We start from the raw sequence: 14,620 nt of genomic DNA, 5'->3' as shown, positions 1-14,620 counted from the left end.
AGTAGAAGAGTAGAAGAAGTTTTACAGGCGGAAAGGATTAATAAGGAAGAGGTTGTTATAGATGATCTCTGTACAATAGGCACGATGAATGGTGTTTTCGATACAATAAATAAGATTGAGGGATTAGTTAGGGATACGATAACTGGTTGGTTTGCTTAATCGAATAGAGCTATTGCTCTATTCGATCTTCCTTAAGGACCATTTCTAATAAAAGTCAAACTTTTACAAGGAGTATACTGTATGGAAAAAGTCGTTTTAAATCAAGAAAGACTAGTAAAGCTTGCAGAGGACAACAAGAAACTTTTTGAAAATTATTTTGTAAAACGTTTTGCATATTTGGTTAATGATGAACCATATTATTTTGCAATCTTTAAACGGGGAGATAAAACAAAAGGATATGCTGTTTTATCACCTGAGTCTAATAATAAAAGTGACCAACTAGTCGCTCTAAAACCATTATTGCATTACTCTGTATCCATAAATAATATTTTATCTGACGGTAAATATCGGGCAAATATTAATTTCGCCGTATTTTATGAAGTAAGAGATTACTTAAAAACAATTGTTGAAAGCAATGTTCTCGACACTGATGATGAAGTTATTTATAAACGCTCACTATCAATCGTTCAAAATATGATTGATCTACAAGAATCGTTAATTGAACACTATAAAGAGGCAGTTCGTAAATATGATGCTGTAAAAGAAAAAGGTTTCATTACAGAAGATGATATACATGATATTAAGAGATATTTACCACTACTTATGAGAATACAATATAAACAATATCTTGATAGGTACGATAACAGAAATGATTTCGACGTAATCTATGAAAATAGAAATAAACGAGAAATTAAACAATTTGATCATTTTACAGATCAAAAAAACTTGAAACAAATGACCACAAACATTGCTGAAAAAGAAATGAAAGAGGGCTTATCACGCTTAGATTATGGTAGAGACTTACATGAAATGACAGACGATGAATATGATGAGTTAGTTCTAACTGAATATGATAAGGAACTTGATCAACAGTTGGAACGAGTCAAGAGTAAATTACGCTATCCTTAAGGAGCAATGGATTGGTTAAAGAAACTTCATCAAGGTGAAGAGGAAGTGCAACAATTGAATTCCTTGGAATTTTCCTTTTGATTTCTGTTATTAATGATTATTTGGCAGTTTAGAATAAATGGGGTTTTGATAACACAATAGGCTGCCAATGAATATGCAAGATCAATTATAATTTAGATTAAAATCCAATAAGCTTCATCATGGCAATGATTGGAGTTACTTTAGTATTGTTTGGTGTAGAATGGGCAATAAATCAACTACTACTTGGAATTGCACCTTTGGACTAGATCGATAGTTTAAAGGTGTATCTTTATGGAAGAAAGAAATATTTTTAAACCTAAAAGAATGGGGGAGAGAAACACATGATCAAAAATTACATAAAGCTAGTAATCATTACTTGTTTCATATGTTTATTGTTTGGATGTACAGACGAAAAGATGGAGAAGAAAAAAGGCGAAGATGCTCCCGAGGAAACTGAACAGTCCGTTTCAGCTGATTCTGGTAATGGTAAGGTTTCACTTAATAATGTGGCAAGTGAATCCCAAAAGGAGAAATCAACCAATTACAAACAAAATATTGGTGACATGAAGGCCTGGATTGGCGGAGAAGTAATTGTAAAGAAGGACAAAATTATTGTTAATGGTAAAAGTAATATTTATCCTGGTTCCGTGATTAGCTCCCACGGAATTAGCACATTAACCATCGCAAATTTTAATGAAAATGCAGAAATTCAGGAAGATGGATCTTTCCATTTTGAATTTCCAGGATATGAGGGAAACGCAAGTGTTACATTTGGACTATCTCCCCTTGGAACGGGAGAAGAACATTACGGTGAAGGATATAAAAACGCAACTGGACCACAGGTATATCGAACTCCTTCTATGGACTGGTGGGATGTAAGAGCTTCGATCAAATTAGATGAAGATAAAGAAAAACCGTATACGATTCAAATTGAAACACCTGTTTGGCAAGACCGACCGGATGATTATGGTGATACAGAAGTTAGGATTGATAATGTTGAAATTACCAGTGACCACGAATATCTATACATTCATGGAGAAAGTAATCTGGTGGAAGGAACGCTTATTAGACTGTTACGAAAAGATAAAAATGGTGATAACATTCCATTCACTGGAGATGGAACCACGATTAATCCAGACGGAACATTTGATATGAAAGAACATTACTTAACACTTCGAGAGGGTCAGTACATCCTTTTAAAAGTTGATTCCCCCAATTATTGGGACAATGTTGTGGAAGTATATGGTGAAGACCTCAAGCATATTGAGGGAGACCTAGTTAAACGTGATGAGGAAGGAAAAAAATATGTAAAGTATGAAGTTCCAATCGATGTACCTAAACTATCACCACCTGAAGAGGTTAGCTTAACGGTAAAAGAGGAAGAAATAAAATTAAAAATGGAAGCTACACTACTTTTTGATTTTGATAAAAGCAAACTAAAGTCAGATGCGAAGAAGTTACTTGATGGCTTACTCGATGATCTACAGGAATTGGAATCAGGTACTGTTGTTCATATAAATGGTCACACGGATAATCAAGGTGAGACCAAATATAATTTGAAATTGTCAGAGGAAAGAGCAAAGGCAGTTTTGGACTATTTAAAGAAAAATGGGGATATCGATGAATTGAAAATCCGTTCAAAAGGGTATGGAGAAACTAAGCCAATTGCTTCAAACGGTGATAGTAGTGGTAGAGAGGAAAATCGACGGGTTGAAATAGTGATTAATCCGGAAAAAGAAAGTTAGTTTATCTTTTATAGGAACTTGATATATTTTATCATTATGAATCTAGAAGCTGAAGCAGAAATAGAAAAGGTTATGGATTATCTATTTACGAAAATATGGACCAATCCAAAGCTGTTTTACTATTTTATTCGCTTAAAGCAGTATCAAAAAAAGATGCTATCAAGCGAGGACCCTGACTCTATGGAAATTAAATCTATGAAGGATGAAATTGCTGTGGATGAACCACTTGAAGAAAAAGAAGAAATGAAAGATATATCGAATAGTTTACTAAATCCCCGTATGAAAAAGAGAATAGAAAAATGAATTCAATTTAAAAACTCATTACGGTTGTTACAGAAGTTTAAGTATATTCCAAACTTGTTATGCTGTCAGTTAATCAATATGCTTTAAGTATTAGGACGTTTTTCATTGGATAAAAGGAATATTGTGGTTTTAACTAATAAAACTGCGAGGCGATTAATATGTCGGAATCAAAATGGAAGATACTTACTGTTACTGCTGTATCGGGAATTTCAAATTTTGTTATAGGATTAGGAGCAATGTTTACTCTAGGGGATGCATCCAACGGTTTTAATTTATCCCATTTAGGAATAGTTCCACCTATTATTATCATGGGGGTTGTAGGTATATGTGGTTTTACTTTTCTCTTATGTATCATGAGAAAAGAAACAGGTAATAAACTTACTGTAATGTCGTTTGTTAAAACTATTTTATCCTTAGTAGCTATTGGGATATTTTTATCATTAATTCATTATCTGAGAGGTTAGAAACAATGGTATATATTGTAAACTGATTACCCTATTCACTTTTTAACCAAGTCAATTATGTTGTTATGGATAAAGCAGAAAAAAACTTTCTAATCTATATCCAAAAAGGATGGTGAAAAAAGCAGGGAACTGTAAATTAATAGGAGGTAATTATGCAAAAAGTAATTTTAAATCAAGAGAAACTAATTAAGCTAGCAAAAAAATACAAAAAGCTTTTTGAAAACTATTATATCAATCGCTTTGCGTATATTGTAAATGGAAATCCATTTTATTTCTCAAATTTTAAACGAGGAGACAAAACAACGGGTTATGCCATCTTGTCACCAGATTCAAATAATAAGGAAGATCACTTAATAGCAATTAAACCATTATTACATTATTCTGTTACAATTCGCAATATCACGACAGATGTTAAATACAGAGCAAACGTGGATTTTAGAGTTCTTTACGAGGTAAGGGATTATTTAAAAAGAGTGGTAGAGGGAAATGTGTTGGGTAATAAAAATGAAATAGTATATAAACGCTCATTAAAAGTTATCCAAACAATGTTAGACAATCAAGAAGAACTAAAAAAAGCCTATGAGAGAGCAATAGATCAATATAGACGTGACAAAGACAAAGGATTCATAACAGATGATGATATAAAAGAAATGAAAAATTACCTACCAATTTTTATGAGGTTACAATACAAGCAATTTAGAGATAGATATGATAACAGAGAAGATTTTGATGTAATCTACGAGAATAGAAATTTGAAAGAAATAAAGCAATTTGATCAATTTTCTGATCCAAACACTTTGAGAGAAATGACATCCAAAAGAGCGGTAAAAGATTTAGAAAATGCTTTATCGGAGGTTTCATATGGAAAAAACTTGCGAGATAGAACAGATGACGAGCGTGATCAGCTAGCTCTCGAAGAATTTAATAAGGAATTGGAAGAACTTTTAGACTGGGTTAGAAATAATTTACGAAACCCATAAACATAAGGAGTTTATAATGGAAAACATTGTTTTAGATAAAGAGAAACTAATTAAGATAGTAAAAAAGCATAAAAAGATATTTGAAACCTATTACATCAAACGTGTTGCCTATATTGTTAATGATATGCCCTTCTATTTAGCTAGCTTTAAACGCCGAGATAAAACAACCGGATATGCAGTCTTGTCTCCATCTTCTAATAATTCGGAAGACCATATGAGATCGCTTGTTCCTTTACTACACTATGCGGTTTCAATTCGTAATATTTCCACAGATGGTAAATACAGGGCAGATATGGATTTTAAAGTTCTATACGAGGTCAGAGATTACTTGAAAGGAGTATTAGAAGGGAAGGTGTTAGATGAAGAAAAAGAAATAATTTATCAACGCTCATTAGGTATAATTCAAGCAATGCTAGATAACCAGGATGAATTAGTAAGAACATATAAAGAAGCAATAGAAAAAAATCATTGTGATACTGAAAAAGGTTTTGTTACAGACAATGATATTAATGAAATGAAAAATTATATACCAATTTTAATGCGGTTACAATACAAGCAATTTATTGAAAGGTATGATAATAGGGAGGACTTTGATGTTATTTATGATAATAGAAATAACAAAGAAATAAAGCAGTTTGATGAGTTTTCCGATCCAAACACACTAAGAGAAATGACATCAAAAAGAGCAGAAAATGATTTAAAAAGTGCCTTAGCTGAGGTATCTTATGGTAGAGACTTACGGGACAAGACTGATAATGAATATAATCAGATTGTTCTGGATGAATTTAACAATGAATTAGATGAACTTCTTGAAAGAGTTAAAAATAATTTACGTAACCCTTAAATAAAGGTTAGGAGTTTATTATGAGACAGATATACATGGGAAATGTACACAGATAAGCTTGAAAACTGTTAATAATAATGATTAAGTAAAAAAAGCAATCATATCCTAGTCAACTTTTTTCACTTATACAATGCATTTCCTAGAAATTCCCTCAATTCATCCGCTTCTATTTCCGTCACATGAAAAGTGTGCTCAATTGTGCCTTCTTCTTTAAAATCATCTTCTCCTAAAACTGCGAAGCGATTTTTTCGTAAATCAATTACTAATTTCTTGTCACTTTCTTTTTCGTCCATGATAGCAAAATCATATCGTCGAAAGTTTCCCATAAAGCTAATGTATCGTACGTCTTGTTGAGCTGTTTGATCTTCCAGTACTTTAAATTTATTAGACACCAGAGTTCCTCCTAATCCAAAAATCATGCTTTTCCTTACTATACCATGTTTTGTTTAATCGTTCATAATATTTGTGGTATATTTGAAGTATCAAGATGTGGAGGTTTTTTTGATGTATTTTGTTGATCGAAATAAAATAGAAGAAACACTTATATATATGGATGGCTTGCTTCAGGAGTTGGGGAAGCAGTCCTTTGAATCGTTTAGAGATAAATTAGTACTGGAACGAATTACACAAATGGTCATCGAATCGATGCTAGATGTTGGCAACATGATGATTGACGGATTTATTATGCGTGATCCTGGAAGTTATGAGGATATTATCGATATTTTAGTTGATGAAAAGGTACTGCCTTCCGATGAATTAGAAGCTTATAAATCAGTGATCAAATTACGTACAATGCTTGTTAAGGAGTATTTAACGATTGATCATGAAAAGGTTGAGCGTACAATCAAAACGAATGAACAGACATTAAATACGTTTAGTGAACGGGTTCGTGCTTATTTGGATAACGAACTGGGTGTCGCTAATGCATTTTCCAAATAATGAAATGAGGGCTTATGAAAGTGAAGGATTATCAAGGCTATTTAGTTGATTTAGATGGTACGATGTATCAAGGGAAGCAGCGCATTCATGCTGCAAAGGAGTTTGTGGAATTTTTACATGAAAAAGGATTGCCACATTTATTTTTGACAAATAATTCTTCGAAAACGCAGCAGGAAATCGCAAATAAATTAAACGATATGGATATTCGTGCAACAAAGGAACATGTTTTTACATCAAGCATGGCAACGGCAAGTTACCTATCCGATAAAAAGAAAAATGGTAGTGCTTTTGTGATTGGTGAAAGGGGTCTGCACGAAGCTATTGAGAAAAAAGGTTTACGTATAACAGATGAAGATCCTGACTTTGTTGTAGTAGGAATAGACCGGGGGATTACATACGAAAAATTAACTAAGGCATGTTTATTTGTACGAAATGGTGCAACTTTTGTATCGACGAATAGTGATATTGCCATTCCAACAGAACGGGGACTGCTGCCTGGTAACGGTGCACTTACGTCTGTCATCACTGTTAGCACAGGAGTAGAGCCGATTTTTATAGGAAAACCAGAGCCTATTATAATGGAACAAGCACTGCAGAAGTTAGGTTTGTCGCATGATGAAACACTCATGGTGGGGGATAATTACAATACAGATATTATGGCTGGGATTCAGGCGGGGTTGGACACGTTAATGGTGTTCACAGGGGTTACACCGTTTGAGGATCTACCAACGTTACCTAAAAAGCCAACTTATCATGTGCAAAATTTAAGTGAATGGATAAAATAAAAAAGCTGTCTAATCGAGCGCTTAAACTCGTTTAGACAGCTTTTTCTAATCGTTAATTAGTCATCCAACATGGTAGCGTCACGTGCACCGTGTGCTAATCTGCTTGAGGCTGCAGCCGCAATAGCACCAACAATGTCATCTAGAAATGTATGACATTCTCCAGTTGATTTATCATTTAATCGTTCAAGAATTCCAGGCTTTTGCTTATCGATATAGCCATAGTTGGTAAACCCAATTGAACCATAAACATTTACGATGGATAGAGCAATAATTTCATCGACACCATACAAACTTTCATCTGTCTCAATCGTATTTTGCAGTGGGAAATCTAATTGTTTTTGTTCCGCAAGTTTATCTAGTTGAATACCAGTTAATATTGCGTTCTGTACCTCACGTTTTGTTAAAACACAATCCACATTGTGACGACAATCTTCCATACTCAGATCCTCATGGTACTTTGCTTGTAAATAGTAAACTAACTCAGCGATATCATCTAATGTAACGCCGCGTTCTGTAAGCCATTCGCGCGCTTTTAACTCTAATTGACTTTGATTTGTGTTTTTTTCCATTGAAATCACCTATTCTAACGTATTTTTATCCATTTGTTATACATACACTTATTGTAAATGTGTAAGGGGGGAAATATGTGAAAAATTTACTGTCTACCTATTATGGTATCCAAACAGAAGGAAGTTGTTTCTTAGATGGGGTGGAAGGATATATTGGAAACGAATACATTTATTTTATCATTCCTGCTGGAAACAAGGAAGTTATTCACACTGAACAAATTGCATTAAGCTATTATTTATTTGAGAACGGTATAAACAGAAATGCTGCACCAATACAAAATGTAAACCAGGAATGGACTACATTGTTTATGGGAGAGGAATATATTGTAGTAAAAATGCATCCTTTAGACAGGGAGTTGAACTTGTCACATGGTCAGGCACTGGCAAATTTTCATCGTGTTGGCTCAAGCTATCCATATGAACCACAGGATTTTTCTAGTTATGGTCAATGGAAGCAGCTTTGGATAAATAAATTAACTGCATTTGAACAAAAAGTTGAACAGGACGATGCCTTATACCAATCACCATACCACCGTAAATTATCGGATTTATTTCCATATATTATTGGTATAAGTGAAAATGCGATTCAGTATTTACAGGAGACCGAATATGATAATCGTTTTCATGATAGTGATCAGGGAACGATTACATATAAGCGGTATACGAATCAATGTAATCGGGATATAATTTGGCATGGGGGCTTTATGTTCGATCACCCAGTTCGGGATCTAGCCGAACACATTAGATATTGTATTTTGTATCAAAGTGATCACGGAAAAGAGAATGCAGTAAAATTTTTGCAGGATTATCAACGTGAGCGGTCACTTTCAATTTTCAGTTGGCGATTACTGTATGCGCGCCTTCTTTATCCGGTGCATTTCTTTGATCTGATGGAAAAAGGATTTGCGTCAACTTCGTATGATTCAATGCTAACAAGCTTACATGATTTGCAGCAAAAACAAGTACGTTATGAAAAATTTATTGGTGAATTTTTTCAAACAGTTGAGGTGGATCATGATGAATGGAAAATACCAGTTATAGAATGGCTCTAAAAAAAAGGCAAACAACCCTTTTTAGATTGTTCGCCTTCGATCTATGTGGTATTTAAAATACTTGTTCGATTTCTTTAACTCCTGGAACTTCTGCGATTAACGCGCGTTCAATTCCAGCTTTTAAAGTGATGGTTGAACTAGGACAGTTCCCACATGCACCCATGAGACGAAGAAGTACAATGCCATTCTCATCAACATCTATTAGCTCCACATCTCCACCGTCACGTAGTAAAAATGGGCGTAATTTATTTAAGACTTCCTGTACTTGCTCTTGCATTATCCATCTTCCCCTTTCTATGTTCCATTATAAGATGAATGGTCAAAAAAATCTATTGGTAAAATACATTTCTTCTTAAAGTAGATGCTTTTATTTTATCTTTAATGAAAGATTTTGTAAAATAAAAGTAACTAAAATTGTGGAGGTTTCACCATGGGGGATAAAAAAGTAGTAATTACTGTTTATGGTGCGGAACAAATATGTGCTAGCTGCGTAGGGGCACCAGGCTCAAAAGATACGTATGAATGGATTCAAGCGGCAGTTGGAAGAAAATATATCGATGGAGTAGTGAATTACAACTATATTGATATAGATCAACCTCAAACCGATGAGAAACATATTGCATTTGTTGAACGGATAGTTGATGAGGATTTATTTCATCCAATCGTATTTGTTAATGATAATATGGTTGGAGAAGGTATTCCAAGGTTGAAATCCATTTATCAAGCTTTGGATAAACTTGATGTTCCATTGCAATCATGATAATTTGAATGACGTGCGCAGTATTTTCAATAGCAATCATTTGAATAGTGAGGATACAGTTTGTATACTTAAAGATAAAAGGAGGGGCATGATATGGTTGTTACTTTTTCAGATAATGCAGTAGAACAAATTAGAGAAATGATGCAAGACGAATCAGAAGATGTCCGTTTACGCTTTGGAATAAAAGGTGGCGGCTGTAGCGGCTTATCCTATTCATTAGGGTTTGAGTATGAAGTTAATGAACAACTAGATATGGTAGACGAGATAAATGGAGTTCCTGTTGTTATTTTCAAGCAGGATATCCCGATTATAGAAGGAACAAAAATTGACTTTAAACAGAACATGATGGGCGGCGGGTTCAGCATTGATAATCCGAATGCTATCGTAAGCTGTGGCTGTGGATCATCGTTTAAGGCGAAGGATCGCGAAGGTGCACCAGAGAAATGTTAATTACTTGAGAAGGCTAGAACGCTGTTAGAGGGCGTTCTATTTTTTTTGGCAGATAAGAAATTACAATTGCCGATATTTTCTACCTCTTCAAAAAAATAGCCTGAGCGACAATTGGTCGCTCGGGCTGTAATTTAAAACATACTAGTCGAGTGCTTCGGTTGTAGGCGTGCTTTTGGATCAATGTAGGATTTGGCATTGTTGATGGCTGTTGGGCCTTCACCGAATCCGGTTGCGATTAGTTTAACTTTCCCTGGATATGTGCAAATGTCACCAGCTGCATAAATGCCTGGGATGTTTGTTTCCATTTTGGAATTGACCACGATGCTATTTTTCTCTATTTCCAATCCCCATTCTTTAATAGGACCCAATGACGAAACAAATCCATAGTTACATAATAAGGAATCGACATCTAATACGATTTCCTTTTCGCCTTTAACTTCCTGGAGGATTAATTGTTCAATCCGATCTTGTCCCACAATATCCGTTGGGGCAAATGGAGTGACAACATTGACACTTGATTCCATTAATTTTTCTACACTATGTTCGTGTGCTCTGAATTTGTCACGACGATGAACCAGCGTTACGCTTTTAGCAATTGGTTCGAGCATAAGTGCCCAGTCTACTGCGGAATCGCCACCACCTAAAAGGACAACATTTTGGTCTTTGTAATGATTCATATCTTTGACGTGGTAATGCAGGTTTATTCCTTCAAACTGTTCACTTTCTCCAATATTCAGTCGTCGAGGTTGGAATGCGCCATTTCCTGCTGTAACAATAATTGTTTTTGAATAATGAACTTCTTTATCAGAAGTGATTTTAAATGTGTTATCCTCTAACCGTTCAACTTTTTCAATTGCTTGTTCCAATACAATTGTAGGATCAAACATGTTTGCTTGTTCTTCGAGATTGTCAACTAGCTCTTGAGCCCGGACTTTCGGAAAACCAGCAATATCGTATATATATTTTTCTGGATACAGAGCAGTAAGTTGCCCTCCAGTATGTGGTAAGCTCTCAATTATCTTGACGCTAGCTTGTCTCATCCCACCGTAGAATGCCGTGAACAATCCAGCAGGGCCTGCGCCAACTATCGTTACATCATAAACTTTATCTGACATGGTAATTCCCCCATTTTTAACTGATTCATTTTTCTCATCATGCCTATATTATCACAAACAATGAGTTTTGCGTATTTATGTATTCACCTAGTATTATAAACGATAATATTACGAAAACATTAAATTTTATAAAATAAAATAAAGGGTTGAAAGTATACGGGAAAAGGGCTAAGATTGTTTCTAGACATTATATTACATTTGTGTGACAAATACATATATCGATTTAGCTCTTTTTTTATGTCTAGCTCCAAAGCCATCATATGGTAGTCAAAACGGGGCTTACGCTTTTTTTATGCACTAATACGTGAAATATGTCACATACGTTATGTAAACAATGCGATATTATATAAATGGAAGTGATGAGAAATGAAAAGGCCTAGTATAGTAGTTTTGGGCGCAGGTTATGGCGGGATGGTAACAACTGTAAATTTACAGAAGTCCCTGGGGGTTAATGAAGCAGATATTACATTGGTTAACAAACACGACTACCATTATCAAACAACGTGGTTACATGAAAATGCTGCAGGCACATTGCATCATGATCGTACCCGTATTGCGATAAATGAAGTTATCAACATGAGCAAAGTCAAATTTGTTAAGGATACAGTAGTTTCTATTAAACCAGACGAGAAAAAAGTTAAACTTAAAAACGGTGAACTAAGCTATGACTATTTGGTAATTGCATTAGGATTTGAAGCTGCAACATTTGGAATTCCTGGGCTTGATGAACATGCATTTACAATTGGTAGTATTGATCGTGCACGATTAATTCGGGAGCACATTGAATATAATTTTGCAATGTATAATAATGAAAAAGAGCCAAATGATGCTCGTTTGAACATTGTCGTTGGTGGCGGTGGCTTTACAGGAATTGAGTTTGTAGGTGAAATAGCCAATCGTATTCCTGAGTTATGTAAAGAATACGATATTGATAAAAATAAAGTTCGAATCATAAATGTGGAAGGTGCTCCAACTGTATTGCCGGGATTTGATCCAGATCTTGTGGAATATGCAATGAATTCGTTGGAAGCGCGTGGTGTTGAATTTAAAACAGGTGCATTTTTAAAAGAATGTAAACCTGATAGCATCGTTTTCGAAAAGGATGGCAAGCTTGAAGAAATCCCAACGATGACTACCGTCTGGGCAGCTGGAGTTCGTGCCAACTCAATCGTTGAAGCATCAGGCTTCGAGACGAATCGAGGAAAAATTGAAGTACGTAGCGACATGCGTGCCCCGGATTACGATGATGTTTTCGTTGTAGGTGATTGTGCACTTATTATGAACGAAGAAAGTGGACGTCCGTTCCCACCAACTGCTCAAATTGCCATCCAAATGTCAGGTGCTGTTGCGCATAATGTCAAGGCAATGGCTACTGGTAGTGGAGAAGTCGAGAGCTTTGAACCGAAAATTTTGGGAACAGTTGCCTCACTCGGTCATGATGATGCGATTGGCGTGGTCTTGAATAATCGTAAGTTGTTCGGCTTTACAGCTACGGTTATGAAAAAAGTTATTGATAATCGTTACTTACTTAAATTAGGTGGACCTGGATTATTATTTAAAAAAGGAAAATTCAATATTTTTTATTAAAAATTGATACCGAGCAAAGGCTAAGTTGCTGCCTTTGCTTTTTTTACGTTTTCATATAAAATGTAAATGGTGATAAAGATTGTGCAAGGGGAGGATACATAAGTGATTCCATCAGTAGTTCAAATTATTATGTCCATCTTATTATATTTAGTAATATTTTTTGGATTAGCATTTATATTAAATATGCTCTTACGTAAAACCTGGCTAATGGCATGTATATATCCATTTATCGTGCTAATGATTGTCGATGATATTTCAACTGGAGCCTACTTTACGGATTTAACTGAATCGTTTTCTATAGCATTTACTAAACTCATGGAAATTACTCCAGTTGATATAATGATCCTAAGTTCTGGATTCATAGGTACGATAATCTCAGGAATAGTTATTAAGTTATTGAGAAAAAGTGGATATCAAATGTTTTAACAGAAAAATGCATAAAATTTAAATAGATTGGAAATGATGACATCCAGTGAGGTGTTATCAATGAAATCAAAAAAATTCTTAAGAAGAAGTGCAATGGTTCTTTTATTTTTCGGTGCAATTTATGCTACATTTTCATCCATTTCGAATGTAACCTTTAAAGATGTTCATGTATGGGCAGAACAAAAATCAGAGGAGCTCTCCTCATTTGATGCCAATTCTGTTAAACAACGAGATATAGCATTAAAAGAAAAGACATTGAATTATGAGGCGAAACAAAAAAGGTATATTTCCAGTGAACATGTCGATGGACCAAAGACGATTCAAGAAAGAATGGAAAATGCGAAATACCCAACTACAACAGTATTGGCAACAGGATATACTGCGGGAATAGAATCAACGGGTAAAACGCCTGATCACCCGATGTATGGTATTACGTACTCTGGTGTGCAGGTAAAACGAGATTTATACTCTACCATAGCAGCCGATTTAGACGTTTATCCTATCGGAACTATAATGTGGATTCCTGGTTATGGTTTTGGAGTAGTAGCGGATAAAGGTAGCGCTATAAATGGGAATAATATTGATCTTTATTATAAAACTGTTGAAGATGTATATGAATATTGGGGTAAAAAAGAAGTAGAGGTTCACATTGTGGAAATGGGTGACGGATCGATAACCGAAGAAGAATTAGTAGAATTAAACAATAATGAAGCATTGCAAGTCTTCCGAGAACAAATTATCAAAAGTTAATTAGTTAGACAAGAAAAGCGAAGGCGACTGTTCAGCAACGTACAAATAGGTAGGACTGTGAGAAAAGTACGGAGAAGTTTCCGCACGTTCAACAGGACTACCTATTTGCTAGTCGCTAGGAGCCGTAGCTAGACAACTATAAAAAAAAGATGAGCTAATTTATCAGCTCATCTTTTTTTAATAATGGCTCTTTTCGTACGCATTGTTGCTTTTTCATTTTCATAGTTGATATAAACGACGTAACTTTAGGTTTATTTGCAAAGTTATGTACTATTGCTGCCGTCCAGGATCGCTCCGGGCGGATGCTTTCCGCGGGCACGGCCTTAGCCTCCTTGCCCCGGCAAGGGGTATGCCGACGTTGTCCGCAAAGGACGGTTTTAGTTGGCCCTCATCATTTACCACTCTGCGGGGTCTTCGGACACGTGCTGTTCCCGCAGGAGTCACCGCCCTCCACTCACCTAGACTGATAAAGCTATTTACGTAAGCATTCTTTGTCTTTTCTTTCAACTAATGAATGCTGTTATTGGCTAATATTATACTAGCAGCCCGAATACACGGAGACTCCTGCGGGAGGAAAGGCATCGGTGAGACTACGCAGTGCGTTAGCACAAGGAGGCTCACCAGCCGCCCGCGGAAAGCGAAGTGTATACGGGCTGCGGCTGCTTAAGTGACTTGTTTCCATTATCAGTAATACAGATCTAACATAGATATAAGTTATGTCGTTTATATCTATCCTCCCAAAAGCAACAATCTTTACGAAAA

18 protein-coding genes are annotated in these 14,620 nt (G+C 35.4%); 14 read left to right on the top strand and 4 right to left on the bottom strand.

Translation table 11 applies throughout. The annotated features are described in order from the left end of the window. Positions 1-240 precede the first annotated feature (240 nt). From LG329_RS04500 to LG329_RS04475, 6 genes are all read left to right on the top strand, one after another. Positions 241-1,068, top strand: a complete 828-nt coding sequence (locus LG329_RS04500) for a hypothetical protein (RefSeq protein WP_404453894.1) — start codon at positions 241-243, stop codon at positions 1,066-1,068. Between the two features lie 362 nt (positions 1,069-1,430). Beyond that, positions 1,431-2,834 (top strand): OmpA family protein, encoded by a 1,404-nt coding sequence (locus LG329_RS04495; RefSeq protein ID WP_404453892.1) that lies wholly within the window; start codon positions 1,431-1,433, stop codon positions 2,832-2,834. 36 nt (positions 2,835-2,870) lie between these two features. Then, positions 2,871-3,137 carry a hypothetical protein gene (locus LG329_RS04490; protein WP_404453891.1) on the top strand — a complete coding sequence of 89 codons (267 nt, stop codon included), beginning with the start codon at positions 2,871-2,873 and terminating at the stop codon, positions 3,135-3,137. 158 nt (positions 3,138-3,295) lie between these two features. Next, positions 3,296-3,601: a hypothetical protein gene (locus LG329_RS04485; protein ID WP_404453889.1), complete on the top strand. Its 306-nt coding sequence runs from the start codon at positions 3,296-3,298 to the stop codon at positions 3,599-3,601. A gap of 152 nt (positions 3,602-3,753) precedes the next feature. After that, positions 3,754-4,581, top strand: coding sequence for a hypothetical protein (locus tag LG329_RS04480; RefSeq protein WP_404453887.1), 828 nt, complete (start codon positions 3,754-3,756; stop codon positions 4,579-4,581). 16 nt (positions 4,582-4,597) lie between these two features. After that, complete coding sequence (locus LG329_RS04475) at positions 4,598-5,425, top strand: hypothetical protein (RefSeq protein WP_404453886.1); 828 nt, start codon at positions 4,598-4,600, stop codon at positions 5,423-5,425. Positions 5,426-5,544: 119 nt separating this feature from the next. Here LG329_RS04475 and LG329_RS04470 read toward each other — a convergent pair whose 3' ends face one another. Next, positions 5,545-5,817: an SAV0927 family protein gene (locus LG329_RS04470; RefSeq protein ID WP_404453883.1), complete on the bottom strand. Its 273-nt coding sequence runs from the start codon at positions 5,815-5,817 to the stop codon at positions 5,545-5,547. A gap of 112 nt (positions 5,818-5,929) precedes the next feature. Between LG329_RS04470 and LG329_RS04465 the strand changes: the two genes are divergently transcribed. Together LG329_RS04465 and LG329_RS04460 are read left to right on the top strand one after the other, a co-directional pair. Next, positions 5,930-6,364 carry a DUF86 domain-containing protein gene (locus LG329_RS04465; protein WP_404453882.1) on the top strand — a complete coding sequence of 145 codons (435 nt, stop codon included), beginning with the start codon at positions 5,930-5,932 and terminating at the stop codon, positions 6,362-6,364. Positions 6,365-6,384: 20 nt separating this feature from the next. Beyond that, positions 6,385-7,149 (top strand): TIGR01457 family HAD-type hydrolase, encoded by a 765-nt coding sequence (locus LG329_RS04460; RefSeq protein ID WP_404453879.1) that lies wholly within the window; start codon positions 6,385-6,387, stop codon positions 7,147-7,149. A 56-nt stretch (positions 7,150-7,205) separates the two neighbouring features. Here LG329_RS04460 and LG329_RS04455 read toward each other — a convergent pair whose 3' ends face one another. Continuing rightward, a complete protein-coding gene (locus tag LG329_RS04455; RefSeq protein WP_404453876.1) occupies positions 7,206-7,718 on the bottom strand; it encodes a phosphatidylglycerophosphatase A in 513 nt (170 codons plus the stop codon). Between the two features lie 77 nt (positions 7,719-7,795). On the opposite strand from LG329_RS04455, the gene LG329_RS04450 reads away from it, so the two are divergent. After that, positions 7,796-8,770 carry a hypothetical protein gene (locus LG329_RS04450; RefSeq protein ID WP_404453874.1) on the top strand — a complete coding sequence of 325 codons (975 nt, stop codon included), beginning with the start codon at positions 7,796-7,798 and terminating at the stop codon, positions 8,768-8,770. Between the two features lie 52 nt (positions 8,771-8,822). Here the strand turns inward: LG329_RS04450 and LG329_RS04445 are convergent, their stop codons facing one another. Further along, on the bottom strand, positions 8,823-9,047 hold the full coding sequence (locus LG329_RS04445) for a NifU family protein (RefSeq protein WP_404453871.1): 225 nt from the start codon (positions 9,045-9,047) through the stop codon (positions 8,823-8,825). Between the two features lie 153 nt (positions 9,048-9,200). Here LG329_RS04445 and LG329_RS04440 point away from each other — a divergent pair, with 153 nt between their 5' ends. Beyond that, positions 9,201-9,530 (top strand): YuzD family protein, encoded by a 330-nt coding sequence (locus LG329_RS04440; RefSeq protein WP_404453869.1) that lies wholly within the window; start codon positions 9,201-9,203, stop codon positions 9,528-9,530. A 93-nt stretch (positions 9,531-9,623) separates the two neighbouring features. Further along, positions 9,624-9,980 (top strand): HesB/IscA family protein, encoded by a 357-nt coding sequence (locus LG329_RS04435; RefSeq protein ID WP_404453866.1) that lies wholly within the window; start codon positions 9,624-9,626, stop codon positions 9,978-9,980. A 131-nt stretch (positions 9,981-10,111) separates the two neighbouring features. Here LG329_RS04435 and LG329_RS04430 read toward each other — a convergent pair whose 3' ends face one another. Continuing rightward, positions 10,112-11,095 carry an NAD(P)/FAD-dependent oxidoreductase gene (locus LG329_RS04430; protein ID WP_404453863.1) on the bottom strand — a complete coding sequence of 328 codons (984 nt, stop codon included), beginning with the start codon at positions 11,093-11,095 and terminating at the stop codon, positions 10,112-10,114. A 366-nt stretch (positions 11,096-11,461) separates the two neighbouring features. Between LG329_RS04430 and LG329_RS04425 the strand changes: the two genes are divergently transcribed. The 3 genes from LG329_RS04425 to LG329_RS04415 all read left to right on the top strand — a co-directional run bounded on the left by LG329_RS04425 (position 11,462) and on the right by LG329_RS04415 (position 13,858). Further along, the gene (locus LG329_RS04425; protein WP_404453860.1) at positions 11,462-12,682 is read left to right on the top strand and encodes an NAD(P)/FAD-dependent oxidoreductase; all 1,221 of its coding nucleotides are present in this window, start codon (positions 11,462-11,464) and stop codon (positions 12,680-12,682) included. Between the two features lie 129 nt (positions 12,683-12,811). After that, entirely contained in the window at positions 12,812-13,108 is a 297-nt protein-coding gene (locus LG329_RS04420; RefSeq protein WP_404456403.1) for a YuiB family protein, read from the top strand. Between the two features lie 60 nt (positions 13,109-13,168). After that, on the top strand, positions 13,169-13,858 hold the full coding sequence (locus LG329_RS04415; protein WP_404453858.1) for a 3D domain-containing protein: 690 nt from the start codon (positions 13,169-13,171) through the stop codon (positions 13,856-13,858). Positions 13,859-14,620 lie beyond the last annotated feature (762 nt).

The organism is Virgibacillus necropolis (assembly GCF_044793635.1).
GTDB classification, from domain to species: Bacteria; Bacillota; Bacilli; order Bacillales; family Amphibacillaceae; genus Virgibacillus_F; species Virgibacillus_F necropolis_A.
This window is presented reverse-complemented; position numbering and strand designations above follow the sequence as displayed.

Bases quoted from the DNA above. Each gene is read 5' to 3' on its own strand.
- LG329_RS04500 (WP_404453894.1), top strand. From the start codon at position 241: ATGGAAAAAGTCGTTTTAAATCAAGAAAGACTAGTAAAGCTTGCAGAG.
- LG329_RS04495 (WP_404453892.1), top strand. From the start codon at position 1,431: ATGATCAAAAATTACATAAAGCTAGTAATCATTACTTGTTTCATATGT.
- LG329_RS04490 (WP_404453891.1), top strand. From the start codon at position 2,871: ATGAATCTAGAAGCTGAAGCAGAAATAGAAAAGGTTATGGATTATCTA.
- LG329_RS04485 (WP_404453889.1), top strand. From the start codon at position 3,296: ATGTCGGAATCAAAATGGAAGATACTTACTGTTACTGCTGTATCGGGA.
- LG329_RS04480 (WP_404453887.1), top strand. From the start codon at position 3,754: ATGCAAAAAGTAATTTTAAATCAAGAGAAACTAATTAAGCTAGCAAAA.
- LG329_RS04475 (WP_404453886.1), top strand. From the start codon at position 4,598: ATGGAAAACATTGTTTTAGATAAAGAGAAACTAATTAAGATAGTAAAA.
- LG329_RS04465 (WP_404453882.1), top strand. From the start codon at position 5,930: ATGTATTTTGTTGATCGAAATAAAATAGAAGAAACACTTATATATATG.
- LG329_RS04455 (WP_404453876.1), bottom strand. From the start codon at position 7,718: ATGGAAAAAAACACAAATCAAAGTCAATTAGAGTTAAAAGCGCGCGAA.
- LG329_RS04445 (WP_404453871.1), bottom strand. From the start codon at position 9,047: ATGCAAGAGCAAGTACAGGAAGTCTTAAATAAATTACGCCCATTTTTA.
- LG329_RS04440 (WP_404453869.1), top strand. From the start codon at position 9,201: ATGGGGGATAAAAAAGTAGTAATTACTGTTTATGGTGCGGAACAAATA.
- LG329_RS04435 (WP_404453866.1), top strand. From the start codon at position 9,624: ATGGTTGTTACTTTTTCAGATAATGCAGTAGAACAAATTAGAGAAATG.
- LG329_RS04430 (WP_404453863.1), bottom strand. From the start codon at position 11,095: ATGTCAGATAAAGTTTATGATGTAACGATAGTTGGCGCAGGCCCTGCT.
- LG329_RS04425 (WP_404453860.1), top strand. From the start codon at position 11,462: ATGAAAAGGCCTAGTATAGTAGTTTTGGGCGCAGGTTATGGCGGGATG.
- LG329_RS04420 (WP_404456403.1), top strand. From the start codon at position 12,812: ATGTCCATCTTATTATATTTAGTAATATTTTTTGGATTAGCATTTATA.
- LG329_RS04415 (WP_404453858.1), top strand. From the start codon at position 13,169: ATGAAATCAAAAAAATTCTTAAGAAGAAGTGCAATGGTTCTTTTATTT.